Here is a 25072-nt window from a genome sequence, read left to right as displayed (position 1 = left end):
GTCTCGGTGCCGCGCTCCTCGAACAGCGATTGCAGGATCGCCTCTTTGCTGTCGAAGTGGTCACTTCAGGACCCGGCGGCGCGGAACTGGGCGAGCAGGACCTCGATGCGGTCGGCGTCATGTCCCGGGCGTAGCCGACCGTTGCGGCCGAGCACGACCAATCCGTGCAGCGCCGCCCACACGACCTCGGTGAGCGTGTCGATGTCGCGCGCAGCGGTGACGGTGGCGACTGCCTCGCGCAGTTCACTGAATGCTTCGGCCGGCGGCGCCGGGGTGTCCTCCACACCGAAGTGCAGTCGCGTGGACCGGGTGAACATCGCGTCGTAGAGCGCGGGGTTCTGCGCGGCGAAGCCGCTGAAAGCGGCCGCAACCCGGCCGATCTCGTCGCCGGGCGCGGCGCTGTCGCGACGGGCCGCGCGCAGTGTCTCGGCGAGCTCGCTGAAGCCTTCCAGCGCGACCGCTTCGACGATGTCCTCCATCGATCCGAAATGCTTGTACAGCACCGGCTGGCTGTACTCGATCTCGGTGGACAGTCTGCGCGTGGTGACCGCCTCCCAGCCTTCACGCTCGGCCAGGGTGCGCGCTCGTGCAACGATCCGCACTGGCGCAGGTCGACGACGCCACCCTCACCACGGTCATGGGAAACCTGCACCGCTTCGCCGACCGGCGAATGCCGGCTCCCGGAATCCTGGGCGTCATCGCCGCCGCTGCCGCGTCCGTGCTCGCCGCGGTGGCCGGCCACCCCGCCGGATCGGCGACCGCGGGAGCGGCATTCCTGCTGCTGGTCGCCTGGGTGTTGCTCTACCTGCGCATCAGTGCACCGATCAACCGCAGACTCACCGCCGCCGCCGACGCTCACGAAACTCCCGGCGACGCGCGCACCCTGCAACGGGACTGGGACCGCATCATCGTCCCCCGAGCCGTCCTGCAGGGCCTGGCCGTCCTCGCCCTGGGCGCAAGCCTCATCAGCTGACCCCGGCACCACGCCCCGTGCTTGCACCCCGGCGGCAGCGGGCAGGTCAGGACTGATCGCCGACGCCGAGGACCCGGTAGATGGCACGGATGTAGGCGGCGGCTCGCGCCGAGCCCAGGATGTCGGCGCCCATGTTGTTCATGACGTAGCTGATCGTCATGCGCCGGTCGAGGTCCATGATCGCCATCGAGCCGCCCCAGCCACCCCAGAACGCGATGCGGCCGCCCGGCAACCACGGCAGGGTACGACGGTCAGCCAGTGCGTATCCGACGCCCCATCGCACATGCAGCCCGCTGACGAGGTCCGGCCCGTTGGACTGTTCGTCGAAGATGCGTTCGACGGTGGCGGGCTTGAGGAACTGACCGTGGGCGGCGTCGCCGGCGCGGGAGACGGGCGCGAGGATCTGGGCCACGGACAGGGCGTTGCCGTGGCCGTTGGCCGCGCCGAGGTCCGCGGCGCGCCAGGCCGGGGTGTTGGCCACCTCCGCGCTGAACGAGGGACCGGTGAACGTCCTGTACGCCACGGTGCTGTGATCCAGTACCGAGGGATCGAAGTCGACCGCCGGCGTGAGGACGTCGGCGACCCGTGCAACGTCGTCGTCGCGCAGCCCGATCTGAAAGTCGGCGCCGAGCGGCCCGGCGATGTGCTGGTGCACGAACTCACGCAGCGACAGGCCGGTCAGGCGGTACACCAGCTCGCCGACCAGGTGGCCGTAGTTCAGGACGTGGTATCCGGAGGCCGAGCCGGGCTGCCACCAAGGCGCCTGGGCCGCCATCCGGGCTGCCGCGGCCCGGACGTCGTACAGGCCCGTGAGCTGCGCCGGGTGATCGAGGCCCGAGACACCCGAGGTATGGGACAGCAGGTGCCGCACCTCGACGTGCTCCTTGCCGTTCGCCGCGAACTCGGGCCAGTACCGCGACACCGGTGCGGAGACGTCCAGTTCGCCGGCATCGACGAGCAGCAGAGCAGCCAGACTGCTCGCCGTCTTCGTGATGGACCACACATTGGTGATCGTGTCGCGTTGCCACGGCTGCGTACGGGCCGCGTCACGCCAGCCACCCCACAGGTCCAGCACCCGGTCACCGTCAAGGTCGACGACCAGCGACAACCCCACCTCAGCGCCGCGCAGGTGCTCCTGCACCACGTGGCGGACGGGCTCGAACGACCCGCTGACAGTTCCATGCAGTTCAGTCATGCCGACAGCGTCGAACCTTGACGTTTGTGTCAAGGTCAAGCGGTAGTTTCGGCAGGGTGCGTATCGGTGAACTGGCCGCGCGAGCGGGCGCGACCCCGCGGCAGGTGCGGTTCTACGAAGCGAGGGGCCTGATCACCTCGACCCGTGGATCGAACAACTACCGTGACTACAGCGAGACGACCCTGGCCCGCGTCCAGCAGATCCGCGAACTGCTCAAAGCCGGCCTGTCGACCCAGCTCATTCTTGCGATCGTGCCCTGCCTGGAATCACCCCGTGATCCCATCATCTTCGAAGGCGTCACCCCCGAGACGGTGGCCGCGCTCGAACGGGAGCGGGACAAGCTCACCGAGCGCATCGATGTCCTGACCCGAAACCGCGACGCGGTGGCCAACTACCTCAATGACCTCCGGCGGCACGCGCGCTGAGCCGCGACGCCCGTCAGACCGAGTCGGTCATGGCGTCGTACGGGGATGAGCGCCGGACAGCGTCGGGTGCCGCGGTGGGGCGGGCGTTGGTGGCGTCCGGCCCCTGCTGGATGGAGAGCGCGAGGAGCCGCATGTTGTCGTGCGAGGGGCTGCCGGGATCCGTGGAGTAGATGAAGAGCGTCTGTTCCTCGTCGCCGGGCAGTGCCAGCGCCTCGTAGCGGATGGTGATCGGTCCAACGGTGGGATGCTTCATGTGCTTGGTTCCGTGCGTACGCTCGTGCACCTGGTGTCCGTTCCACCAGGACCGGAATTCCGGGCTCTTGATGGTCAGTTCCCCGACCAGTTCGTTGAGTTTGGTGTCGTCGGGGAACCGGCCGGCATAGAGACGCAGGGTGCCGACCACCTCGGCCGCCACGGTCGACCAGTTGACGAAGGCCTCCCGGGCGGCCGGATCGAGGAAGACCCACCGCGTGTAGTTGCGCTGCCGGACAGGCAAGCTGGGCCAGTCGGCGAGCAGGGCCCGCGCGAGCGGGTTGGCTGCGAGGATGTCCGTCCGGCGGCCGACGATGAACGCCGGGTGATCGATCATCGACGCGATGAGCTGCTGCATCGCCGGCCGGACGCGCTGGGCCGGTATCTGCGTGGCGCGATGCCGGGACGGTCGGGCCAGATCGGCGAGGTGAGCGCGGGCGGCCGCCTCGAGTTGAAAGACCCGGCCCAAGGCGTCGAGCACCGCGGTCGACGGGCTGGCGTGCCGACCCTGCTCCAGCCGGGTGTAGTAGTCGACGCTCACCCCGGCGAGCTGAGCGACCTCTTCCCGGCGTAGGCCGCGCACCCTTCGGCCGGGCTCGCCGGCGTAGCCGGCGATGCCCGCGGCCTCCGGCGTCATATCGGCCCGGCACTTGCGCAAGAAGTCACCCAGATCTGCCTGTCCTGCCATTCCTCAATGATGACGCCGTGGAAGATGCGGCGGCCAGACGTTGCGTGGGCACGTCGTTCCCAGGCATGAGAGGGCTCGGCTGACCGTGTCGGCGGCCAGCGGGGCGAGCCAGCATGAAATGGCAACCCCGCCGCGGGGACGCCATCGATCGCACACCGTCAAGGAGACATTCCCATGCCGTACCCCACCACCCGACCCGCAACCTGGTTCGTCACCGGAGCTTCCCGCGGGCTCGGTCTCGAGCTGGTCAAGCAGCTGCTGCAGCGCGGTGACAACGTCGCCGCGACCACCCGCTCGCCCGAGCGGCTCAGCACGGCGCTGGGCTCCGCGGACACGTCCCGGCTGCTGATCCTGCCGCTGGACCTCGCTGACGAGAAGGTTGTCGGCGTGGCCGTCGCCGAGACCACCGACCGGTTCGGCGCTATCGACGTCGTGGTCAACAACGCCGGTTACGGCCTGCTCGGCGCCGTCGAGGAGGTCACCGACGCCGAGGCGCGGGAACTGTTCGATGTTCAGGTCTTCGGCACGTGGAACGTCCTGCGTGCCGTCCTGCCGGGGATGCGGGAGCGCCGCGAGGGCCACATCCTCAACATCTCCTCCATCCTGGGGCTGACCGCCTTCCCGGGCTGGGGCGCGTACTGCGCCGCCAAATACGCTCTGGAGGGCCTCACCAGCTCCCTGGCCGGCGAGCTCGCCGCCTTCGGCATCAACGTCAATCTGGTCGAACCCGGCTACATGCGCACCGACTTCCTGCGTACCGACAGCCTGCGCCTGCCCACACGGGTCGCCGACGGTTACGACGCCATCCGAGAGATGACCGACGCCCATCTGGCGATGCCGGGAACCCAGCTCGGCGACCCCGCGAAAGCCGCCACCGCGATCATCACGATCGCGCGGACCGGCGTCGCCCCCTTGCACCAGATCCTCGGCTCGGACTCCTACGGCCTGGCCAAGGCTCGCATCGAGGCGCTGAGCGACGACATCGAGGCCGGCCAGCAGCTCGCCACCAGCACCGACATCGCCGTTGGTGCCTGACAGCGCCACGCGCACCCTGGCCGACGCCGTGCCGCAAGGAGTTTCCGTGCCGGCGCCTACCGCGACAGGCCGAAGAACTCGCCGATCAGGTTGGCCGTGCTGATGTCCTGGTTGGTCCGGCCGAGGGTGGCCGGTGCCTTACGCGGCCGGGGATGGTGTGGCCGTCGCCGGGCACCGTGTAGAGCACCACCGCAGACCGGTCGCCGTGCCGGGGTATTCGATGTGCGGGTGGGGAGACGGCGCCGAGGTGCAACGGCAGTGTTGTTCCTGCGGTGGTGGCCTGGCGTACGTCGGCGTCGTCTCGCTCAGTAGTCGTTGAGCGCAGGTCATGCGCCCTGACAGCGCACGGATCCGCTGGCACCCACCGGATGATCTGGACGCAGGGCATCAGCCGTCGGCACTGGGCCCTGGTCAAATGCGGCCTGCTCGGGGCCGCGGTAACCATGTTCGCCGTCGCCTACGGCGCCGGCCTCTCCTGGTGGTACGCACCCCTGAGTCACATCGATGTCCGCGAGAGCCGCTTCACCGAGGTCTTCTTCGACCTGCAGGGCGTCGCGCCCGTCGGCTACACACTGTTCGCGGTTGCCCTGGGCGTCCTGGCCGGCACCGTCGTGCCGAAGACCCTGCCAGCGACGGCGCTGACCCTGGCGGGTTTTATCAGCACCCGCGCGCTCGTGGCGCTACTCGCCCGGCCGCACTACCAGCACCCCACCGTCACCGACCAGATTCTCGGCGCCGGCACCACCACAGTCCCGGACGGCAGCTGGCTCCTGTCCAGCGACGTCCGCCAACCCGACGGCACAGTCGTCACCACCGGCAGCATCCGCTGCCCCACCGGCAATACCTCATGCCCCGCCGACACCGGACTCGGCCTGCAGCCCGGCGCCTACAACCACCACGTCCTCCAACCCGCCGACCGGTACTTGACCTTCCAATTGATCGAGGCCGGCCTCTTCACAGCTCTCGCCGCCCTGCTCCTCTGGCTCGCCGTCCGCCGCATCCGCCGCATCGCCTGACGTTCGTGCCGCCGACCGCGTACGGCGGCTCGTTGGTGACTGTCACGGTCCGTGCACCCGCGCAGGCGGCGAGGTTTGCAGGGCCGGTGCGCCTTCGTGCCGATGAACTCGCACCTGATCTTGTCCAAGATGGAGCCGGCTTGGGACTCCACCGCTCCGGTCAAAGGGCTCAGGTCGCCGATCACCCCGTAAGTGAGCTGCCCGCCTGCACGGTTGGTTCGTGACCAGCAGTGAAGGACCTGCGCATACCTGCCGTGGAGTGTCGCCTGGCGCCGGCGACGGCCGCTGGGCCCGAACTGCCGATCCGGTCAGGACTGGCAAAATAGCCGATACCAATGCCGATGCCGCCGACAGGGCTGCCGGGGCACACTGCAACGCCAGGCCCCGCTCTCGGAGGTATCGATGCATCCAGGCACAGGCATGTCTCAACATCGCAAGGGCCGCCTCGCGGTCGCCGTCGCCGCGGCGATCTCGCTGGTGGTGGTGCCACTCGCGATCATGATCCCGAGCGCCGAGCCGGCGGCCGCCGCCGTTGTCCGCCCTGTCATCTTCGTCCACGGCGCCGCCGGCTCGGCCGCCCAGTTCGAGACCCAGGCCAAACGCTTCGCGAGCAACGGCTATCCGGTCACCAGCATCGACGCCATCGACTACGACTACACGTTCGCCGCCGAGTCGAGTACGGCCGTGCTGAACCGCCTGGAACAGCGCATCAACGCGCTGCTGCAGCAGACCGGCGCGGACAAGGTCGAACTCGTCGCCCACTCCCTCGGCACCTTCCTCAGCCAGAGCTACCTCGACAGACCCTCGCGAGCGGCGAAGGTGGCGCACTACGTGAACCTGGACGGTTCGACGGCCCTGTGGCAGCCTGGCGGGGTGCCCACGCTGGCGATCTGGGGCGAGGGTTCGATCCTGCGCCGGATCGGTGGCGCCACGAACGTGTACCAGCGCGACCAGTCGCACACCCAGACCGTCACGTCGACCCAGAGCTTCACCCAGATGTACCGGTTCTTCAACGGCACCAACCCGGCCACCACGGCGGTCACGCCGCAGACCGGCACGGTGCAGCTCTCCGGCAAGGTGGTGCTCTTCCCGAGCAACGCAGGCGCTTCCGGCATGCGGGTCACCGTGTACGAGGTTGCGGCCGCCACCGGACAGCGGACCACCGGCCAGGCCGTGGCGACCTTCCAACTCGCCGGTGACGGCTCGTTCCCGGCCTTCGCGGCAAACCCGGCGGCCCGGTACGAGTTCGCCATCGAACAGGGCGGGGGACAGGTGCAGCACCAGTACTTCCAACCGTTCCAACGCACCGACCAGCTGATCCGCCTGCTCACCAACCGTCCCGGCGAGGGCATCGGCGCACGGGTACCGGTCAGTCCGGCCCACAGCGCGCTCTCCATCAGCCGCTACAAGGAATGGTGGGGTGACCAGGGTTCGTCCGGCAACGATGTGCTGGCCATCAACGGCACAAACATCCTGAACCCGGTCACCGCACCGCGGGACAAGCGGGCCATCGGGATCTTCGCGCACGACCAGAACACCGACAAGCAGACCAACCTGACCACCGCGCTCGCCGACTTCGACGAAACGTTCATCACCGGGGCAGACATCTACATCCCGGCCAGCCCGACCGCGTCGGGCACGATCGCCCTCAACATCACCTCACGGGCCGGCGGGGGCGTCCAGCAGTTCACGGTGCCGAACTGGCCGTCCAGCACCGACCGCATCTCCATCAACGTCCTGGACCTCTGACGTCATCAAGCCGACTGTTCGTGGGTGGCACGAAGGTGCCCTTCCTGCACGGAAACGTCAGGAGGGGCACCTCCCTGAGGTGCCGTCGACAACACGAGCTTTCACGGACAGCTGAACCTGCGACGGCCAGTGGCCGTTACCGAGCGCACCCGATCATGGAGACGCTGTCCGTTCAGTCGCCGGAGCCCTGCAAGAGCGGCGCCGCTAGTCCACGTGCAGCACGACTTTCCCGCCGACCCGGCGGGTCAGCAGCGCGTCGATCGCGTCCGCGATCTCCCGCCAGGAGGCCTCGTGGCCGATCTGGGGATCGAGGCGACCGTCGAGCACCAGCTCGCAGAGCCGGCGCAGGTCGGCGGCGCCGCTGGCGTGGCGGACCAGTTCGTCGGGCAGGTTGAGGGTGCGGATGGCCGCGCCGGTGGCCCGGTCCAGCCGGCTGGCGCGGAAGGTGACCGTCGCGTCGTGGCTCGGTGTGCCGACATTCACCAGCAGGCCATACGCCGCCAGATGCTCGATGGCCAGACCGAACACCTCGCCGCCGACGGCGTCGAGCACGAAGTCGAAGTCGCCGTCGAGCTGCTCGACGGTCGCCGCGGCGCCGATCCGGCGCAGCTCGCCCCCGGACGCGGTGGCGTCGCGGACGAGCGCGGTCACCCGGGCCGCCTGGCATGCGGACCTGGCGATGAATCTGCTCAGCGCCGTCCGGCTCGACCGGGCCCTGGTCCCGGGAATGGTCGAGCGGGGCTCCGGCGTCGTCGTGCACGTCTCGTCGATCGCGAGCCGGCTGCCGCAGCGCACCGAATCGTCCTACGCCGCAGCGAAGGCGGCCCTCAACGCCTACAGCCGCGAGCTGGCGACCGAAGTGGGACAACACGGAGTACGGGTCGTGTGTGTCCTCCCCGGCTTCGTCGTCACCGAAGGTGCAACCCAGCACCTGCGACGGATCGCCGATCAGCAGGACACCAGCGTGAAGCACGTCACGCAGCAGATCGTGGATCACCTGAACGTGCCGATGGGCCGGCCCGGCGATCCCGAGGACGTAGCGGAAATGATCGCGTTCCTCGCCTCCAAGCGCGCGAAGTGGCTCACGGGAGCCGAGTTCCGCGTCGACGGCGGCATCATCCCGGTGGTCTGAGCCCAGACCGAGCAGGCAGGACGGAAAACGAGCATGAACATCAACCTCAGCGCCGTCATCATCGACGCCGGCGAACTGGAAGCCGAGAGCGCGTTCTGGTACCGGTTGCTGGGCGGCTCGATCGCGAAGACCCCAACCCACCATTTCCTGCACATCGACGGGTTCCCCGCATTCGTGATCCAACTGGCTCCGGGCCACGTCCCCCCGCAGTGGCCGCAGGGCAACGCCCAGCAGATGCACGTCGACCTGACGACGGACGACCTCGCGGCCGCGGACGGGCTGGCTCTCGAAGCCGGTGCACGCCGGTTGGCGCCCACCGACGACGTCGACCCCGCCGCGCTGAAGGGCGGCCGGGTCTACGCCAGCCCGGCCGGGCACCCCTTCTGCCTTCGATCGGCTTGAATACCGCCAGGCGCAGGAAGTGCGAGCAGGTCCTCACCGCTGTCGTCGCCTTCCGCCTGGACAAGGAGAAGCTCCGCGGCCTGTGGGTCCTGCCACTGCAGCTGTGCTGGCACAAACTGCACCGGGCGGGCTCCGCCGCCCGCGGACGCCTGCCCGGTGGCGTTGCGCACGGAACCCGTGACCGCCTGGGCCGGGGTGGGTTCCGCCCTGCGGAAAAGCGTCGGTGTTGATGGACGCCCTGCGCGCAGCGGTCGTACGTTGCCGCCGTGGACGTCCGCGAGCCCAGCGCCCTGGACCCGCCGTATCAGGACTTCGCCGACGCCGACCTGAATCCACTGTGGACACAACGGGCGGGCCGATGCCGCAGGCGCCGCAGCCCGACGCGGTGCCGGCGATGAGGCTGGCCACGATTCGCACGGCGGGGCCGCACCCGTGCGGTTCGCGTCGACGAGGACGGCGCGGTCGACCTGGGCCACCCGGATCTGCGCGCACTGCTCGAGCGGCCGGACTGGCGGGCCGAGGCGGCCGCTGCGACCGGACCCCGTCATGCGCTGGACGGGCTCGACTACGCGCCGCCGCTGCTCGCCCGGGTCACCGCTGCCGCCGAGGCGCGGGCCTCACCGAGTCCGAATACCTGCGGCGTATCCGGGCCGGGGAGTCCACCATGGACATCTACAGGTTCGGCCGGCCATGAGCGGCGCCGTCCAACGGCTGCGGATCACCCAGGTCACCTGGGAGGCCGACGCGGTACTCTCCCCTGCGCCTCGCCGAACCGTCCGGCGCGCCCTCGCGCCGTGGCGGCCGGGCGCGCACATCGACCTGCGGCTGCCCAGCGGCCAGCTGCGGCAGTACTCACTGTGCGGCGACCCGGACGACCGGACCTCGTACCGGATCGCGGTGCTGCGGGAGGACCACGGCCGGGGCGGCTCCCGCGAGATCCACGAGACGGCCCTCGCCGGCCGGATCCTCGAGGTGCTCGGGCCGCGCAACCACTTCGAACTCGCCGCCGCGCCGCGCTACCTGTTTCTCGCCGGCGGCATCGGGATCACACCGATCCTCACGATGGCCCGGGCGGCCGCCGCTGCCGGGGTGCCGTGGACGCTCTGGTACGGCGGGCGAAACCGCTCGGCGATGGCGTTCACCGCGGAGCTGCCGACCGGCGCGGTACATCTGCGGCCGCAGGACACCGGGGGACTCCTGCCGCTGGCCGACATCGTCGCGGCCACCGCCCCGGACACGGTCGTCTATGCCTGCGGTCCGGCCCCGATGCTGGACGCCGCGGCCGCCGTGTGCGCGGCCGCCGGAAGGGAGCTGCACCTCGAGCGCTTCACCGGCACCGCCGCGCCGCCCCCGCCCGGTGGGGAGGCGTTCGAGGTGGAGTTGCGCCAGAGCGGGATGGTGCTGGTCGTGCCGCCGCAGCGCTCCCTGCTCGACGTGGTCCTCCACGCCGTACCCGATGCGGCGTACTCCTGCCAGGAGGGCTACTGCGGCTCCTGCGAGACGAAGGTCCTCGCCGGCGTCCCCGACCACCGCGACACCGTCCTGTCCGACGCCGAACGCCGGCGCGGCGAGGTCATGATGATCTGCGTCGGCCGCGCCCGCTCGCCCCGGCTCGTGCTGGACCTCTGACGGCCGTCGGTGCAGCGGGGGCTACTCGATGTCCGAGAACAGCCCCGTGAACGTCGCCTGCGTCGCCTGGAGCCCGCCGAAGACGGCGGCGGCAGCCTGGGTGGCGACTGCGGCGGAGGCGTCCTCGTAGCTTGCGAAGTACAGGTCGAGCGTCCGGTACGCGGGCGTGGGCGTGCCGTCCTCCTTCGGCCACACCTTGGCCGACTCGACCCGCTGGACCTTGGGCAACGCCCCGGCGGCCGCCTTCACGTCGGCGTACGCGCGCTCGAACTCGTCGGGGTCGGTGGGGTTGTCGATGATCAACGTGATCTTGGTGGGCACGGCGCTCTCCTTGCTTGCAGGTCTATCAGGCACACAACACGATCATGGCCGGTCTTCGCTCACCCCGGGCAGGCGATCTGGACTCCCTGCTCAGGCTCGCAGCGCCCGGTGGCGTGGCCCGCCGTTCACTCGACCGGGGTCGACGCTTCGACGGCAGGGAAGTGTCCGATCATCGACCCACGGCGAGCGGCCAGGCCGACGACGGCGACATCGCAGCGTGGTTGATTGGAAGCTGGGTCGGCCCAACCGCAGGATGACATCCGCCGGAGTCATCGCCTCCCGCAGCACGGCAGTCGTCGGGCCGGCCCTGCACCACGTGCCGCCGGGTGCGCGAGCGGCGGCCCGCATCAATGCCCGGTGGGTTCGGTCGGGGAATGCCGGCGTCGCCAGTCGTGGTACGCGGCCAGTGCCGTGGGCAGCGTGGGGAAGATGCGGTCGGGGCCGACGGACGCGGTGAGGCCGAACGCGTCGAGGTCGTCGAGGAGGTCCCGCTTGATCCGGGCCAGCGCGAAGATGATGCCGCGGCTGTCCAGTTTGCGCCGCAGCGCCTCGAGGGCGTCGAGTGCGGTGATGTCGACCTCGATGTTGGCCTCGGCGTTGAGGACGAACCAGGCGACCGGCCCGGGATGGTCGTCGACAGCGGCGAGGGCGCGGCGGCGGAAGTCCTCGGCGTTGGCGAAGAAGAGGGGCGAGTCGTACCGGTAGACCACGAGACCCGGTGTGGTCTGCGCCGCGGGGTAGTCGTCGACGTCGTGCATGCCGGCCAGACCCGGCACGATGCCGAGGATCGCGTCGTGGGGACGGGCGATCCGGGCGAGCATCTCGGTGACGGAGAGCGCGACCGCGAGCAGCACCCCGTAGAGAATGTCCAGGATGAGGACGCCACCCAGTGCGGCGAGCGCGAGGAGCAGTTCGCTGCGGCGGAACGCGGCGAGTCGCCGGAATCCGGCAACCTCGATCAGCTTGAGCGCGGCGTAGACGACGATCCAGCCGAGTGCGGCGGCGAGCGGGCCCACCACGACGGCGGTCATGATCGCGGTGGTGGACTCCGGCCCGACGGACAGCTCCACGCCCACCCCGCCCCGCCCGCCGTGCACGTCTGCGGTCAGGGTCCAGCTCGGCGCCGGCGGGCCGGAGCGGCTCCTTGCCACGCCCGGTCTCCCGCGTCCTGACGGCCACCCGCAGGCGACCGGGCCACCTCGACCGGACTACCGGTGCAGGCTCACGGGTGCGTCGGAAGTGGCCTGGATGTCTGCCGCCGCGGCGAGCAGCACGCGATGGCCGAGGTCGGTCAGCGCCCGCGCCACCGCCACCTCGTCGCCGATCTCCGGAACGTCTTCGTCCGCGGGATTGAGGCGCGCCACGCCGTATCCGCGGAGCTGGGTGGCATCGCCGGTCTGCAAACGGGCTTCGGCCGACGTCCGTCCGTCGTCCTCGCCGATGTAGACGTCGACGCTCCAATGTTTGGCCGTTGACATGTCAACCTCCCTGTAGCGGTGCGGCGGCTTCGGACGCCGGTCGGCGCAGGCTCCTCGGCGGGGGAGCCCGCCGTGCTACGGCTCTTCCCCCCGGTGGCGGCACTCACACCACCGATGTCGTGCAGGACGTGGCGCCCGTCCGGACCGCACCGGGCGGCGGGGGGATGTCACCCGCATCGGGTGGTGTTGACCGTCGGTACGAAGGCGAACGGTCGACGTGTGCATGCCGGACCGGTCCCGGCACGGCCCGGGTTCCAGACGCGACCTCGCCGCCCGGGAGGCGGTATGACGGTGACCAACGGTGTCCGGCGCAGGCTCACGGCGTGGTTGCCGACGACGCCGCCACCGCTCCTCGTCGGCGTCGCCGTCGCGGCGGTGGTCGTCGTCGCCGAGACGGTCATGCTCTCGACCTTGCATGCCGTGGACCCGCAGAGCCAACCGAATGCTGCCGTCTACGTCCTCGGCGTGGTGGCGCTGACGACCGTGTGGGGCGCCCGGCTCGGCGTCGGCGTCGCGCTGGCCAGCGCGGTGGTGTTCAACCTTGTCCACGTTCCCCCGAGCGGGCTGCACCTGAGCCTGGCGCAGGACGTCCCACGGGCCGTGATCTTCGCGATCGTCGCGCTGGCCAGCGGCGGGCTGGCCGACCTCGCCCGGGAGCGGGCGGTGGAGGCGCAACAGCGGGCGGCCGAGGCGGACATCGCCGCCGAGGTCGCCCGCCAGATCCTCGGCCAGGACGAACTGCCGTCCGGGCTCCAGGCGGGAGCCCGTTGCCTGGCGACCAGGTTCGGCCTCCCGCGCGTGTCGATCGAGGTCGGCGACGCATCGACAGTGGACAGGATCGCCGGTGCGACCGTGCTCGAACTCGGTGCCAGGGAGCGCCCTGTGGTGCGGCTCGTCGTTCCCGGCACCACCCCGCCGGCGACGCTGGACCGCCTCCGCGACCGGCTCGGCCCCGCACTGGAGGAGATCGTCCACACCGCCGTGGAGCGCCAGGAGCTCATCGGTACCCTGCGGGCCAGTCAGCAGGCGACCCAGACGCTGCTGGCGGAGCAGGCGGCACTCAAGCGGGTGGCCACGATGGTGGCCACGGGCGGACCGTCCGCAGAGGTGTTCGCGGCGGTGACGGCCGAACTGCACTGCCTGTTCCCGGGGTTCCACACCGCGCTGCTGCGGTACGAGCCGGACCGTACCGTCACGGCGATCTCAGAACGCGACAAGAGCGGGCAGCTGCTGTACAACCAACCGAGGCTGCCCATTGCGGGTGAGAACATCGTCGGCACGATCCTGCGTACCCACAGCACGGCGAGGATCGACTACGACACCGCCACCGGGCCGATCGCCAGGGAACTGCAGGCCCGCGGCCTCCACCGCGGCCTCGGCGTGCCGATCGTGGTCGACGGTGAGCTGTGGGGGGTCACGCTCGTCATGTCCTACGAGCCGGAGCCGATCCCCGACGCCGCGGAGCGACGCCTGCTCGCCTTCACCGAGCTCGTCTCCACCATGATCGCGAACACCGAGAACCGCGCCCGGCTCATCGCATCCCGCGTCAGGCTGGTCACCGCGGCGGACGACGCCCGGCGCCGCATCGAACGGGACCTCCACGACGGGCCGCAGCAGCGCATCGTCGCACTCGCCCTGCGGCTGCGCATCGCGGAGGACTCGACGCTGGACGACCTGCCGGCGGCGCGGCGGCTGGTGTCCGAGACCGTCCGGAATCTCACCGAGATCCACGAGTGCATGACCGACCTCGCCCGTGGCATTCACCCGGCACTGCTGAGCCAGGGCGGGATCTGCCCGATGCTGCGCACACTGGCCCGGCGCAGCGTCGTGCCGGTCGACCTGCGGCTGCAGGTCGCGGGCAGGCTTCCCGAGCGGGTGGAGGTGGCCGTGTACTACGTGGTCTCGGAGGCGCTGACCAACATCGTCAAGCACGCACGGGCATCCGTCGCCTGTGTCACGGTGAACGCCGACGCGCGGCGCGTGTGGCTGGCGGTCTGCGACGACGGTATCGGCGGGGCCAAGCCAGACGGCGGAACGGGACTTGTCGGCCTGCGCGACCGCGTCGAGGCGTTGGGAGGCCGGTTCGGCATCGTCAGCCCGCCGGCGCAGGGCACGACCCTGAGCGCGGAGATCCCGCTCGCCGAGCCGGATTCGAGCGCCGCGGTCACGGTGCTTCCGCTCGTCTCGTCGCGCGGATGACGACCATGAGGCCGGACCCGCGGGTGATGGCGTGGTAGTGGCACGCCATCACCCGGCCCTGGGGGCGTGACGGTCAGGCCGAGGTGACGGCGAACCCGTCGAGGACGGCGTAGCTGCCGGACAGTTTGGTGACCACGATGGTGTGGGTGCCGGCGTTGAGCCCGGTTCTGCTGTACACGGCGACGTTGGCGTGGCGGACGCCGTCGGTGGGGAGGGTGCTGACGGTTTGTTGTGTGCCGCCGTCGATGCTGATGCCGATGTTGCCCTGGTCGGTGTTCTGCTCACCGTAGACGGCGATGCCGGTGCCGGTGAACGTCAGCGTGGCGGTCGATCCGTTGGCGGTGGCGAAGTGCACGTCGCCGTTGAGGTCGCCGAAGGTCCGCCCGGACTGCTGGCTGAAGCCGCCGTAGATGATGCGGCTGTCGGTGTCGTCGATGCGCCCCGCGGTGGCCGGTCCGCCGCCGTCGCCGACGCGGATGTCGCCCGCCGTGGTCCCGGCCGGGACGGGCACGATCAGGAACCCGCCGGAGACGAACTGCACCCCCGTGACCCGCACGTTCTTGACGAACACCGGGGTCGCGGCGGTGAAGCCGTGCCCGCCGATGAGGACCTGCGCGGCGTTCGTCGCCGAGATGTACCGGACCTGCGGAGCGCCGGCGTTCGGCTGCGCGACGTATGCGGAGGTCAGCCCCGCAGCGGCGAGGATGCCGGCCGGGATGTGACCGGGACCTGGTGCCGCTGGTATTGAGACGTTGCCGGAGGCGTTCGAGTCGACCGGTTGAGCGCAGGGGTACGACTGGGTGGGGGCGGAGAAGTAGCTGTTGCGGATCCACAAGTGGCCGGTGGGGCTGCAGCCGCCCTGCGCGGACCCGCCGGCGTTGAAGGCGACGTTGCCTTCCCAGTTGATCCATTCGGCGCCGGCGTCGTCGTAGTAGGTGAAGTTGGTGTTGCGCCCGTTGAAGGCGACGTTGCCCTTGACCTGCAGGCCCTTGGCCAGGGTCGCGACCGGGTCGATGGTGCCGTCGGACCTGTTGACGTAGCCGGCCTGGTGGCCCTCGACGTAGATCGCGCCGCCGTCGCTGCGCACCGACATGTAGTCGTGGAACAGGTTGTTGCTGATGGTGTTGCGCTCGTTGATGTTGGTGGAGTTCTGCGGCGTGCTCGCCTGATCCACGTGGCCCTGGATGACGCCCGCGGTGATGGCGGTGTAGGGCAGGTCGTAGAGCGCGTTGTTCGTGATCTTCGTGCCGCGGGAGAACAGCAGCGTGATGCCGCACGCGGAGGTGTACTCGGTGCCGATGTGGTGGATCACGTTGTCGGACACGGTGGTGTCGGTGAGGATCTCGTTGAGTCCGATGCTGTCGCCGGCGACCGCCGAGGGATCGGGCGTGCAGTGGTTCTTGATCCCTTGCGCCTCGGAAGCGTTCGTCGGCGTCGGGTCGTAGGTGCAGCCCAGCAGGAGCCCGGTCGAGGCGATGGCGGTGAACTCGTTGCCCTGGATGAGGGTGTTGCGGGCGCCGTACATGACGCTGAGACCCGCGCCGCCGAGGTTGACGAACCGGTTGCCGGCCAGGGTGAGGTTGGTGGTGGCGGTGAACGCGACGTTGGCCATGGGCTGGGTCAGCGCGCCCCACGGGCAACTGCCCGCCGGGTTGGCGAACGTGCACATGCCCTGGTTGCGGGCTTCGGTGATGCGCAGGTTGCTCTGCACGTCGGAGAAGCCCGCCGGGCGTGAGGGGTCGTTCCACGTGGCGTAGGAGAACTGCAACCCGGTGAACGTGATGTCGTGCAGCGGGCTGGCGAGCGTGCCCGCACCCTGCAGCAGCGACTCCAGGCGGGGCAGCTGCACGTCGAGGTTCTGCATCTGCTGCCCGGACTGGGGCTGGTAGTACAGCCGGTTCGCCGCCGAGTCCAGGAACCACTCGCCGGGGCTGAGCAGTGCCCTGGCGTTGTCGACCCGGGCCGGCTTGGTGTTCACCGACATCGACGGCAGGCCGCCGCTGCCCTGGCTGAAGGCGGCCCGGTTGGTGACGTTCGTCCAGCAGGGCTGCGCCATCGTCAGCGTCGCGGTGCTCGCGGAGTAGCCCGCGACCCGGCACCGCGACTGCGTCCACGGGCCGTTGCCACCGGGATAGTCGAACTCCACCTTCGCCACCTCGGCCGCCGTGCGAGCGCCGAACCACGCCCTCGCAGTGGCGTCGCCGTTGATGGTGTACCCGGTCGACGACCCGGCCCAACTGCCGCTCCACCCGAGCTCCGGCACCGTCGCACCGGCCACGGGCACCTTCACGCCGTCGACGTACACCTGCCGGGTCTCGCTGCCCGCCGGCACCGGCGCGGACCAGACGCCGCTGGTGCCGTCCTGTGCCCAGCCGGTCACCCGGGTCGCGCCGGAGATCAGCGGCGAGGCGCCGGGCGCGGCACGCCACACCACGGGATGTCCGGCGCTGCCCGAGTCGGCCGCGGTGAACTTCCACGTGCTCGACAGCTGATACGTGCCGTCGCCGAGCAGCACCTGGACGTCCGCGCCGGGATCGGCCGCGAGCTTGGCGCGCACCGCGCTCTGCGCGCCCGCCAGCGCGCACGGAGCGGCTTGCGTGCACGCCGACCCGGCACCGGCCGGCGACGCATAGAAGGTCGCCGCGGTCGCCGCCGAGGCCTGCGGCATGGGCAGGATCAGCGCGAACCCGGCCGCTGCACCTGTGACTACTGCTGTTGCCCCGATGAGCAGGGGCTTGCGTCGGACTCTCGGGAGCATCTGCTTCCTTTCGGCGGACATACATGGGATGTATGGCGGTCGCCGAGCGCCGACTCATTGGCGACCTTGTGCGTTTTACTGAGGGCAGCAGTGCGCAGTTGCGCCCGCGGTCCGTGGCGGTGGCCGCAGGCGTCTAGGGCGGAACGTAGGATGTTTCTCCATTGATGTCAAGCCATCGATGCGGTTCACCGATGCGGGGGACTTCTGCGCGAAGGCGTGGCCGGTTGCTGGCTCACCAGCCGTAGGGGGCGTCGCTTGCCGAGGTGCCGCGCCGCGAGGTCGCATAGGGATCAGGGCTCGTTACGTACCGGACGGACGGCTCGGGCTCGGTGTCCTGTTGCGGAATGTCCAGGCCGAGCCCGTCGACGCCGAGTGGACGGTCCTCAACCCCCGTCGCGGGCGCCCCGTCGCCCGCAGGCCGTGGCCAGCGACGCCACCGCTGCACGCTGGTCGCCCCGACCAGCAGCAGCACGCCGAGCACCATCGTCGTGCCGGTCCGGATCGGCGCGGTCAGGTCGATGTGCCGACCCGCGACATGCAGATCGTCGGTGAACACGCGCATCACGGTCGACGGGGAGGCGAGCAGCATCGTGTTGCTGAAGATGTACACGATGCCGATCGCCATCGCGCCGAGCGGAGAGAACCGCAGGGTGCCGAGCACGCCCAGGAGCAGTCCGGCTGCCGCCAGTACCAGCAAGGGCCGCACGAACTCTGCGGGCTGCAGGTCCCCAGAAAACGCCGCGACGGACCGCTGCTGACCGATCGCCAACAACACCCAGGCGAGCGGGGCGACGATGATCGCGGTGATCAGGGTTCCAAGATGCCGCACGACAGATCCTCCTCAGGTCGACATACTTCGCATCATTCAGAAGAGCGGATTACTGCCGCAAGACGTCACACCCTTCGCTCAGGCGACCTCCGCCCTCCGGCGAAGCCGATCGCGGGGATTGTCGATGCCGCGATGCAGGCGAGGATCCGGGCAGTGTCCTGGGAGCATTGGGACTGGCACGCGGTGATGCCGAGCGACAGGGTGAGGTTGGACAGGTCGCTGAGCACCAGCAGCGGCAGGATGCGTGATCTGCTTGGGGATCACCGACTCGATGCTGCCAGCTCCCGGGCGGTGGCCGTCGGCGGAAAGAGGCGTCACAATTGTCTGGCCCAGTGGACCAAGCACTTGGGGGGGCCGGTATGGAAACACCGATGCCCGACAACGAGGCGGAGCGGATTCTCGCCCTACGCGCCGTGGCGGTCCTCGACACGCCGCCTGAAACCGACTTCGACGACATCGTCCGGATCGCCGCGGAGATCTGCGGCGCGCCGATCTCGCTGGTAACACTGGTCGATACGGACCGGCAGTGGTTCAAGGCGACGATCGGCGAAGTCCCGTTTGCGGAGACGCGCGAGGCGGCGTTCTGCGCGCATGCAATCATGGGCCGGGACCTGTTGGTGGTACCGGATGCGACGAGGGACCCCAGGTTCGCTGACAACCCGTACGTTCGCGGCGACGATGGCATCCGCTTCTACGCCGGCGCTCCCCTGATGACGAGCGGGGGTGCCGCGCTCGGCACACTCTGCGTCGTCGACCACGCGCCGCACCGCCTGAACCTCGACCGGATGCGCGCCCTGCGGGCGTTGGCGCACCAGGTCACCGAACTGCTGGAGCTACGGCGGCTGATCGTCACCGCGCAGCTCGACGTGAAACCGGCGCTCACCATCGATCTCGCCTACCTGACCGACGACTACGTCCAGGGACTCCGCTGCATCGCCGACGCACGCAACATCTGCATCACGCTGATCGTGGAACACGGCGCTCCGCTACGTGCTGATCCGCGGCAGCTGTCCCGGGTGCTCGGATACATCGTCTTCACAGCGCTCAAGGTCGCCCCAGCCGACGGGCAGGTCGGCGTACGGGTCCGTGACACGCCTGTGCCGTCGATCGAGTTCGCCCACGCGGGTGGGGCGATGACGGCTGACTGGTACGCGGAGCTGACCGGCATGCGGCACTCCGATGACCCTGTGCCGCGCGCCGTCGCGGAGATCCTTCGGGCCCATGGCGCGACTGTGACCTGCACACCGGCCACGGTCGGCTCGCCCGGCGTCCTCATCGAGTTGCGATTCCCAGCCGTCGAACGACCCGCCGTCCGGATACACGCCGAGGCGCCGCTGTAATCCGCAAGCGCGCCGAGGTCCGGTTCACGTGTGCTGCTCGACAACGCGGTGCGCCGGTGGGAGGAACACAGGCTTGGACTGGCTGGGCGACCTGGTCAGGCAGAACGGCAGCTTGAGCTTTGATCACCTGGACGTGACGGTTCCATGCTGCAGGGCCGCTGTCCAACTGGACGGCTTGCACTACGAGGACCCGATTGGCTTCGCGCGGTTCGAATCAGTGCGATGAACCCCACCCGAGCCCAGGACGAACTCGACGCCGGCGAGTCCGATCATGTCGGCCTTATCCGTCGGGTGTCGGAGACCGTCACGGTCTCTGGGGGGCGCCGACGAGCGGAGCTTCCGTCTTGTCGCGCACGCCGAGGACCTCGTTGACGAAGTCGTCCTTGTTGCGCGCATAGGCCATGAGGTCGGCGCCGTGAGCTTGCGCGAGATCGCGCTTGAGTTGCTCATACCGGGTGTGGTTGTCACCCGTACCGCGCGCGACACGGGACGGGATTTGGCCGAAGATTTCGCCGAACGCGGCGCGTATGTCTTCGTGTCGGCCCGTGATCTGGCGGCGGAGCGTGTCGCACAGTGTCGGGTGCTCGGCGGAAGGTGTCGGCGACAAGGCCGTCAGCGGGAGTCACCCGTGTAGCGGCCGACACTGTCAGCCGGCGGGCCAGCGGCGCCGCGACGGCGGCCTCCCACCGCGGGTTCCACAGCCCGGGCGGCTCGACCGGCGGTACAACGGCCCGGTTCGCTCGCAGCGCGTGCCAGCCGACCACCTAACGCGGTGCGGCGTTGTTGGTAACGCGGCGCACCGCCCGCGGGGTCCAGCCGCCGCCTGCCAAAACGGGCAGTCGTCAATGCGGGCCGCCACGGCATCACCTGGACCTTGGTGGTGTTCTCAACGACGGCGGGGGCGGCGACCAGTCGGTCACCGGTCGGCACGCGAGGATCGACGGTACGTTGCGCGGGACCCGGTGGGGCTCCTCGCTCCGGGAGTTCGGGGTCTACGGCTCCTGGTCGGAAAATCTCGCCGCCCCCTGCACAAATCCGCCTTCGCATGCGTCATAGGGGCGGAAGGGAGCGGCTTGAGTTTCGACGAGTTCCTGACGGCACGATTGTCCGCGCTGCTGCGATACGCGACGGTCCTGGCCTGCGACCCACACCTCGCCGAGGACGTGGTCCAGGAGGTGATGGCGCGCGCCCATCCCCGCTGGAGCAGGATCGCTGCGGCTGACGCGCCCGAGGCGTACGTGAAGCGCATGATCATCAATGAGCTGATCTCGTGGCGGCGGCGTCGCGCCTCACGGGTGATCCCACTATCGCACGAGGCGCTCGCCGTGATCGGCGGCCTGGTCGGCGACGCCGCCGACCGGATCGTTGAACGCGACGCCCTCATCCAGCAGATCGCCGGCCTGCCGGTCCAGCAGAGGATCGTCATCGGGCTGCGCTACTACGAGGGCCTGCCCGACGACCAGATCGCGAACGTCCTGGGTTGCGCCGTAGCCACCGTCCGCTCCCACGCTGCGCGCGGCCTGGCCACCCTCCGCAAACGCATCACCGTTCCCATCGACGAATCCGGGAGGAACCGATGATCGACGAACAGCTGATCCAGTCCGCGTACGAGCGGATCGCCGCAGACGCACCGGCGGTCGACCGGGTGCGGGACGGGATCCAGTCCCGGGTTCGCGTCCGCCGGCAACGACGCACGGTGCTCATCGGGGTCGGCGCGGCAGCGGCGGTCACCGCGACCGTGGGCCCGGCCACCCTCCTGCTCGCCGCCCGCCGCGACCGACCCGACGGCTCCAGTTCCGAGGTGTCCGGTCACGGCGTACCCACCACGCCGGTGCCGTCGGTGTCCTCGACCCCGACATTGCCCGACCGGCCCGCCCGGCTCCTCGGGTACCGGGCGGACTGGCTCCCATCGGGTCTGGTGGAGTACCACCGGGCCGTCTACCTCGCCCCCGACGCGCCGCGCGGTGCCCGCCTGTGGGCAGCCCCGGGGACCGCCGACCTCGGTAAGCCCGGCACGGTCGGGGTCCAGCTCAGCATCGGCGAGCGCGTCGACGACAACGCCGGGACCAGCGTCACCGTCAACGGTGTGACCGGCAGACTCCGCGTACCAACGTCGAAGGACACCATCGTGGAGTGGCAGCCTCGCGGCGGACCCAGCATGGTGCTCAGCGTCTTCGGCCTGCCCGACAACACAAACACCGCCCTGCGCATCGCCCGGTCGATCGCGCCCGACGACCGGACCGCGCTGCGCTCCACCATGTACCTGCCGTGGGTCCCGGACCGGATGCAGGGCTACGAGCAGTTCGGTGCCACCAGGACGCTGACTGGCTGGTCGCAGTTCCTCGGCCGCGGAACACTGGACTACCGCGGATCGGTGACCATCGTGGCCGCGCTCGGCGGGCCCGACCCGCTCGAGAAGACGGTCGACACGGTCACGCTGCGCGGCCAACGGGGCAACGTGACCGCGACCGACGGCGCCTGGGTCCGCATGCCCGACGGGGTGCTCGTCTCCATTCAGGGCCGCAAGGGCAGCTATCCGGCCGAGTGGCACACGACGCTCGAGGAGAACCTCCGCCTGGTCGAGGAGTTGGCCTACCAGCCGCCGGACCTGTCGTGGGCGGCCCGCTGAAGTTCAGGCAGCAGCGGTGTTCCGGACCGGGGCGGGTCCTGCCGGACAACCATGCCGCAGATAACGCGCGTCGCATCGGCAGGGAGTGCCACGCTCCGCAGTGGTTACGAAACGGGCAAAACACCGCCTCCGAAGCCATCACGCCCTGCAGGCAGGTAGACCCTCGGTTGATCTCAGCGGACGATCTGCGGCGTCAGATGCTCGGGATCGCTTAATGCAACAGCGCCCCTTGCCCGGCCGGGCTGCTGATCATAATTGTGCCGTTCAACGCTTCGACCCGGTCGGTGAGTCCGATGAGGCCGGTACCGCATGCCGGATCGGCGCCACCCACGCCGTCGTCTGCGATTGACAGGTGCGGGCGACCATCAAGTACTGCCGCGTCGATGCGCACGAGCGAAGTGTGCGGATGTTTGGTGGGGTTGCGAGTGCTTCGGCGACGATGTGGTACGCCGCCATCTCGACGGGCTCGGCGAGCCGGCCGTTGAGGTGGAGGTCGAGGTCTATCGCGACGGCGGAACGGCGGGCCAGCGCATTGAGTGCGGGCCGCAGGCCGCCCTCGGACAGGATCGCCGCGGCCCGCAGTACCAATGCGGTCAAATGACCCATGCCCGGGTAGTTACGGCGATCGCACGCTTCTCTTGTCAGGCCAGGAACTGGCCAGGAGCCGCTGCCGTTCACTCGGCGGCTGCCGGATTGGAGTTGCGATGACCACGATGTCGAAGACCGTTGCCGTACCGGCGCCGAGGCGTGCCTCGCATGCCTTCGCACCTACCGCGCCGAAGCCGGCCTTGGCGCCGCGTCGCAGCCCGGCCGCTTCGCGGAAGTCGGCCGCGGCCGTCGGCGGGATCGCCAATGGCGAGGACATCACGGTGCCTGGTGGCCCGGCCGGTGAGACCTGGCTGCGGCTGTTCCGGCCGCTCGGCGCGCCCGGACCGCTGCCCGTCGTGATCTACGTGCACGGCGGCGATGCGACGTTCAGCGACGCTGACACCCATTGGCAGGCTTTCAGAATGGCGGCGGAGGTGCGGGCGGCGGTCGTCGTCGTCGACTACTCCCTTTCCCCGAACGCCCGCATCCCGGTAGCGATCGAGGAGAACTACGTCGCCGCAGCATGGGTTGCCCAGCACGGTGGCGAGCACGGTCTGGACGGTACCCGTATCGCCGTCGGCTCGGACTCCTCCGGCGTCGACATGGCCAACGAACTGATGCTCATGACGGACGCGCGGGGCGGGCCGGACCTGGCCGCACACGTGCTGTGGTCGTCACGAGCGACGGCGGTCCTTCGTGCGGCGCTCGCCGCGTGAGCCGAGCGGCACAGTTGCGTTGCGGAACCGGCGGACGTGTCGGGAATCCGTGCCGAATGGGCAGTGTCTGGAGTGTCCGCTGGTCCACGAGCTGTGCGTTTGATCCAGGCACGTGAACGACGCGGCGCCCGCAGTCACCGGGCCCGAGTCCTGGACCCGCGAACAGGCCGAGGAGCGCCGGCGGGGCCCGGCCGCCCTGGACCCGGGCCAGGTGCCTCTGTGGTGACGCCGCAGGCGGGTTCCCCGCCGATGGTCGGCAGCGACCCGATGACGAGGACAGCGCGCGGCCGCGACCGAGGCCGCCTCGACGGAGCGGTTCCTGGAGTTCGCTGAGACCTGGGGATCGAGGTATCCGGCGACGATCACGGCATCCGCTCATGGCCGCGATCCGATCGCTACCGGCTGTCACCGCTTACCGCATCAGCCACGGGACATATCGCGAAGACGGTTCGGGCACCCAAACGGATTCACGTTTCCCCAGGTCACATCCCGTGGTGGACCCGATGTGGCAGAACACGAACCGCATTCACCCTGTTCAGGGTCCAATCATCACCCTGACGGCCGTACGCCGACGCCTACCCTGACCAGCTCACTGATGGCCATCAGCCGCAGCGCCGCCGGACGGATCCGATCCGCGAACAGTTCTGGCGCTGCGGCCCCGGCCGCCCGACCACCACTGGTGGATCATGACGGCCAAGGCGATCACCGACTCCCGGCGATCCTCCGCCGAACGAGGTGCCGTCCTCGGCTTTCGCACCACCACGACCGGTATGCGGCGCTTCGCTCCCGACATGACCAGAACAACGACCACACGGCCACGCAGGAACGCGACCCGTTCCGCCAGAGCCAGCCCACGCCGACCCGCCACCGGGGCTTCGCACCGACGCAAAGCCCGACCCCCGACACCGGCGACTACGTAGCGTCATCGAACTGGACGCTAGAGACCTTGATCAATTTACTCATTTGCCGATGAGCGGAAACGCGATCAAGGAGCCGGGGCAACGTGGGTGCCGGCTGTTCCTACCGCTCTTCCCGCACTGATCGGCGGGTCAGCCGCAGATCTCCCGCGTCTCGCGTTCGGCGACGGCGATCGGTGGCGCGACGAGCACCGACGTCACCTGGTCGAACGTGCGCAGGGTCGCGGCGGTGTCGTCCAGCGCCGCGGCATGGTCGTCGATCGCTTTGCGCAGGGCGGGGTTGATGGCCTTCGCAGCGATCGGGCGGATCGTCGTCGCCCAGGCCGTGAGCCCGTTCTTGGCCGCGCTCATGATGGCCTGCTGCTTCGCCGGGTCGGTGATCGCTTTGATGTCGCCGTGCTTTGAGAGCCCGCTGATGAACGCGGCCGTCTGGTCGAAGTTGACCTTCTTGAGCTCGTCGCACACCTGGCGGGTGTTGGCGGCGACTGCCGGATCTACGGGCGCCGACGACGAGGGTGACGGCGACGGCGGAGGTGACGCAGGCGGGGCGGCGGAGGTGGCCGCCGAAGACGACGAGCTCGCCTTCGCGGTGGGCGTGGCCTCGTCGCCGCAACCCGCGACGACGAGCAGCGAGAGACCGCAGAGCATGCCGAGAAGTTTTCGCACGCGCTCATCGTAGGGATCGCCGCGAATACCGTGTGTCCGCAGAATCGGGTGATGCCGTACGGGAAGTCGACCCGTGATCTTGGACACCTGGAACCTGGATCGGCAGCACGGCGCGACGTCCGCGGCATGGTCGGC

25 protein-coding genes are annotated in these 25072 nt (G+C 69.7%); 13 read left to right on the top strand and 12 right to left on the bottom strand.

Annotated features, from left to right (window positions below):
• Positions 1 to 65: 65 nt before the first annotated feature.
• Positions 66 to 602 carry a TetR/AcrR family transcriptional regulator gene (locus OHA72_RS57715; protein WP_327004584.1) on the bottom strand — a complete coding sequence of 179 codons (537 nt, stop codon included), beginning with the start codon at positions 600 to 602 and terminating at the stop codon, positions 66 to 68.
• On the opposite strand from OHA72_RS57715, the gene OHA72_RS57710 reads away from it, so the two are divergent.
• Positions 587 to 973, top strand: coding sequence for an anthrone oxygenase family protein (locus OHA72_RS57710; RefSeq protein ID WP_327004583.1), 387 nt, complete (start codon positions 587 to 589; stop codon positions 971 to 973). The two genes, OHA72_RS57715 and OHA72_RS57710, sit on opposite strands and share 16 nt — an antisense overlap.
• 46 nt (positions 974 to 1019) lie before the next feature.
• On the opposite strand, the gene OHA72_RS57705 is transcribed toward OHA72_RS57710, so the two are convergent.
• Positions 1020 to 2168: a serine hydrolase domain-containing protein gene (locus OHA72_RS57705; RefSeq protein WP_327004582.1), complete on the bottom strand. Its 1149-nt coding sequence runs from the start codon at positions 2166 to 2168 to the stop codon at positions 1020 to 1022.
• A 56-nt stretch (positions 2169 to 2224) separates the two neighbouring features.
• Here OHA72_RS57705 and OHA72_RS57700 point away from each other — a divergent pair, with 56 nt between their 5' ends.
• On the top strand, positions 2225 to 2593 hold the full coding sequence (locus OHA72_RS57700) for a MerR family transcriptional regulator (RefSeq protein ID WP_327004581.1): 369 nt from the start codon (positions 2225 to 2227) through the stop codon (positions 2591 to 2593).
• A 13-nt stretch (positions 2594 to 2606) separates the two neighbouring features.
• Here OHA72_RS57700 and OHA72_RS57695 read toward each other — a convergent pair whose 3' ends face one another.
• Positions 2607 to 3533, bottom strand: a complete 927-nt coding sequence (locus OHA72_RS57695; RefSeq protein ID WP_327004580.1) for a helix-turn-helix transcriptional regulator — start codon at positions 3531 to 3533, stop codon at positions 2607 to 2609.
• 174 nt (positions 3534 to 3707) lie between these two features.
• Here OHA72_RS57695 and OHA72_RS57690 point away from each other — a divergent pair, with 174 nt between their 5' ends.
• The 3 genes from OHA72_RS57690 to OHA72_RS57680 all read left to right on the top strand — a co-directional run bounded on the left by OHA72_RS57690 (position 3708) and on the right by OHA72_RS57680 (position 7333).
• Positions 3708 to 4568, top strand: a complete 861-nt coding sequence (locus tag OHA72_RS57690) for an SDR family NAD(P)-dependent oxidoreductase (protein WP_327004579.1) — start codon at positions 3708 to 3710, stop codon at positions 4566 to 4568.
• Positions 4569 to 4936: 368 nt separating this feature from the next.
• On the top strand, positions 4937 to 5584 hold the full coding sequence (locus OHA72_RS57685; protein ID WP_327004578.1) for an ABC-2 membrane transporter-related protein: 648 nt from the start codon (positions 4937 to 4939) through the stop codon (positions 5582 to 5584).
• A 420-nt stretch (positions 5585 to 6004) separates the two neighbouring features.
• Positions 6005 to 7333 carry an alpha/beta fold hydrolase gene (locus OHA72_RS57680; protein ID WP_327004577.1) on the top strand — a complete coding sequence of 443 codons (1329 nt, stop codon included), beginning with the start codon at positions 6005 to 6007 and terminating at the stop codon, positions 7331 to 7333.
• A 204-nt stretch (positions 7334 to 7537) separates the two neighbouring features.
• Here the strand turns inward: OHA72_RS57680 and OHA72_RS57675 are convergent, their stop codons facing one another.
• Positions 7538 to 7984, bottom strand: coding sequence for a zinc-binding dehydrogenase (locus OHA72_RS57675; protein WP_327004576.1), 447 nt, complete (start codon positions 7982 to 7984; stop codon positions 7538 to 7540).
• 28 nt (positions 7985 to 8012) lie between these two features.
• On the opposite strand from OHA72_RS57675, the gene OHA72_RS57670 reads away from it, so the two are divergent.
• The 3 genes from OHA72_RS57670 (at position 8013) to OHA72_RS57660 (ending at position 10496) form a co-directional block, all read left to right on the top strand.
• A complete protein-coding gene (locus OHA72_RS57670) occupies positions 8013 to 8465 on the top strand; it encodes an SDR family oxidoreductase (protein WP_327004575.1) in 453 nt (150 codons plus the stop codon).
• Between the two features lie 33 nt (positions 8466 to 8498).
• A complete protein-coding gene (locus OHA72_RS57665) occupies positions 8499 to 8867 on the top strand; it encodes a VOC family protein (RefSeq protein ID WP_327004574.1) in 369 nt (122 codons plus the stop codon).
• A gap of 690 nt (positions 8868 to 9557) precedes the next feature.
• Positions 9558 to 10496, top strand: a complete 939-nt coding sequence (locus OHA72_RS57660; protein WP_327004573.1) for a PDR/VanB family oxidoreductase — start codon at positions 9558 to 9560, stop codon at positions 10494 to 10496.
• 21 nt (positions 10497 to 10517) lie between these two features.
• On the opposite strand, the gene OHA72_RS57655 is transcribed toward OHA72_RS57660, so the two are convergent.
• From OHA72_RS57655 to OHA72_RS57645, 3 genes are all read right to left on the bottom strand, one after another.
• Positions 10518 to 10817 (bottom strand): hypothetical protein, encoded by a 300-nt coding sequence (locus OHA72_RS57655; RefSeq protein WP_327004572.1) that lies wholly within the window; start codon positions 10815 to 10817, stop codon positions 10518 to 10520.
• Positions 10818 to 11164: 347 nt separating this feature from the next.
• Complete coding sequence (locus OHA72_RS57650) at positions 11165 to 11968, bottom strand: STAS domain-containing protein (RefSeq protein WP_327004571.1); 804 nt, start codon at positions 11966 to 11968, stop codon at positions 11165 to 11167.
• Between the two features lie 57 nt (positions 11969 to 12025).
• Positions 12026 to 12295 (bottom strand): DUF1876 domain-containing protein, encoded by a 270-nt coding sequence (locus OHA72_RS57645; protein WP_327004570.1) that lies wholly within the window; start codon positions 12293 to 12295, stop codon positions 12026 to 12028.
• 285 nt (positions 12296 to 12580) lie between these two features.
• Here OHA72_RS57645 and OHA72_RS57640 point away from each other — a divergent pair, with 285 nt between their 5' ends.
• Complete coding sequence (locus tag OHA72_RS57640) at positions 12581 to 14494, top strand: DUF4118 domain-containing protein (RefSeq protein WP_327004569.1); 1914 nt, start codon at positions 12581 to 12583, stop codon at positions 14492 to 14494.
• Between the two features lie 73 nt (positions 14495 to 14567).
• On the opposite strand, the gene OHA72_RS57635 is transcribed toward OHA72_RS57640, so the two are convergent.
• Together OHA72_RS57635 and OHA72_RS57630 are read right to left on the bottom strand one after the other, a co-directional pair.
• Entirely contained in the window at positions 14568 to 17252 is a 2685-nt protein-coding gene (locus OHA72_RS57635; RefSeq protein WP_327004568.1) for a hypothetical protein, read from the bottom strand.
• A gap of 232 nt (positions 17253 to 17484) precedes the next feature.
• Positions 17485 to 18081, bottom strand: coding sequence for a hypothetical protein (locus tag OHA72_RS57630; protein WP_327004567.1), 597 nt, complete (start codon positions 18079 to 18081; stop codon positions 17485 to 17487).
• 371 nt (positions 18082 to 18452) lie between these two features.
• On the opposite strand from OHA72_RS57630, the gene OHA72_RS57625 reads away from it, so the two are divergent.
• On the top strand, positions 18453 to 19421 hold the full coding sequence (locus OHA72_RS57625) for a GAF domain-containing protein (RefSeq protein WP_327004566.1): 969 nt from the start codon (positions 18453 to 18455) through the stop codon (positions 19419 to 19421).
• Between the two features lie 304 nt (positions 19422 to 19725).
• Here the strand turns inward: OHA72_RS57625 and OHA72_RS65395 are convergent, their stop codons facing one another.
• Positions 19726 to 20028: a hypothetical protein gene (locus tag OHA72_RS65395; RefSeq protein ID WP_442788448.1), complete on the bottom strand. Its 303-nt coding sequence runs from the start codon at positions 20026 to 20028 to the stop codon at positions 19726 to 19728.
• Between the two features lie 496 nt (positions 20029 to 20524).
• On the opposite strand from OHA72_RS65395, the gene OHA72_RS57615 reads away from it, so the two are divergent.
• Both OHA72_RS57615 and OHA72_RS57610 read left to right on the top strand, forming a co-directional pair.
• Complete coding sequence (locus OHA72_RS57615; protein ID WP_327002694.1) at positions 20525 to 21001, top strand: SigE family RNA polymerase sigma factor; 477 nt, start codon at positions 20525 to 20527, stop codon at positions 20999 to 21001.
• Entirely contained in the window at positions 20998 to 22050 is a 1053-nt protein-coding gene (locus OHA72_RS57610; RefSeq protein ID WP_327004565.1) for a hypothetical protein, read from the top strand. The genes OHA72_RS57615 and OHA72_RS57610 overlap by 4 nt, the downstream gene beginning before the upstream one ends.
• A gap of 264 nt (positions 22051 to 22314) precedes the next feature.
• Here OHA72_RS57610 and OHA72_RS57605 read toward each other — a convergent pair whose 3' ends face one another.
• Positions 22315 to 22656 (bottom strand): hypothetical protein, encoded by a 342-nt coding sequence (locus tag OHA72_RS57605; RefSeq protein WP_327004564.1) that lies wholly within the window; start codon positions 22654 to 22656, stop codon positions 22315 to 22317.
• A 338-nt stretch (positions 22657 to 22994) separates the two neighbouring features.
• Between OHA72_RS57605 and OHA72_RS57600 the strand changes: the two genes are divergently transcribed.
• A complete protein-coding gene (locus OHA72_RS57600; RefSeq protein WP_327004563.1) occupies positions 22995 to 23354 on the top strand; it encodes an alpha/beta hydrolase fold domain-containing protein in 360 nt (119 codons plus the stop codon).
• A 1049-nt stretch (positions 23355 to 24403) separates the two neighbouring features.
• Here the strand turns inward: OHA72_RS57600 and OHA72_RS57595 are convergent.
• Positions 24404 to 25024, bottom strand: a complete 621-nt coding sequence (locus tag OHA72_RS57595) for a hypothetical protein (RefSeq protein ID WP_327004562.1) — start codon at positions 25022 to 25024, stop codon at positions 24404 to 24406.
• Between the last annotated feature and the right edge of the window lie 48 nt (positions 25025 to 25072).

This window comes from Dactylosporangium sp. NBC_01737, from assembly GCF_035963215.1.
Classification (GTDB): domain Bacteria; phylum Actinomycetota; class Actinomycetes; order Mycobacteriales; family Micromonosporaceae; genus Dactylosporangium.
The sequence above is the reverse complement of the archived record's forward strand: the minus strand, read 5'-3'. Positions and strand labels throughout refer to the sequence as shown.

Coding starts and splice junctions, on each gene's coding strand:
- OHA72_RS57705 (WP_327004582.1), bottom strand. CDS start 2,168: ATGACTGAACTGCATGGAACTGTCAGCGGGTCGTTCGAGCCCGTCCGC.
- OHA72_RS57695 (WP_327004580.1), bottom strand. CDS start 3,533: ATGGCAGGACAGGCAGATCTGGGTGACTTCTTGCGCAAGTGCCGGGCC.
- OHA72_RS57690 (WP_327004579.1), top strand. CDS start 3,708: ATGCCGTACCCCACCACCCGACCCGCAACCTGGTTCGTCACCGGAGCT.
- OHA72_RS57685 (WP_327004578.1), top strand. CDS start 4,937: ATGATCTGGACGCAGGGCATCAGCCGTCGGCACTGGGCCCTGGTCAAA.
- OHA72_RS57680 (WP_327004577.1), top strand. CDS start 6,005: ATGTCTCAACATCGCAAGGGCCGCCTCGCGGTCGCCGTCGCCGCGGCG.
- OHA72_RS57670 (WP_327004575.1), top strand. CDS start 8,013: ATGAATCTGCTCAGCGCCGTCCGGCTCGACCGGGCCCTGGTCCCGGGA.
- OHA72_RS57665 (WP_327004574.1), top strand. CDS start 8,499: ATGAACATCAACCTCAGCGCCGTCATCATCGACGCCGGCGAACTGGAA.
- OHA72_RS57660 (WP_327004573.1), top strand. CDS start 9,558: ATGAGCGGCGCCGTCCAACGGCTGCGGATCACCCAGGTCACCTGGGAG.
- OHA72_RS57645 (WP_327004570.1), bottom strand. CDS start 12,295: ATGTCAACGGCCAAACATTGGAGCGTCGACGTCTACATCGGCGAGGAC.
- OHA72_RS57640 (WP_327004569.1), top strand. CDS start 12,581: ATGACGGTGACCAACGGTGTCCGGCGCAGGCTCACGGCGTGGTTGCCG.
- OHA72_RS57635 (WP_327004568.1), bottom strand. CDS start 17,252: ATGCTCCCGAGAGTCCGACGCAAGCCCCTGCTCATCGGGGCAACAGCA.
- OHA72_RS57625 (WP_327004566.1), top strand. CDS start 18,453: ATGCCCGACAACGAGGCGGAGCGGATTCTCGCCCTACGCGCCGTGGCG.
- OHA72_RS57610 (WP_327004565.1), top strand. CDS start 20,998: ATGATCGACGAACAGCTGATCCAGTCCGCGTACGAGCGGATCGCCGCA.
- OHA72_RS57605 (WP_327004564.1), bottom strand. CDS start 22,656: ATGGGTCATTTGACCGCATTGGTACTGCGGGCCGCGGCGATCCTGTCC.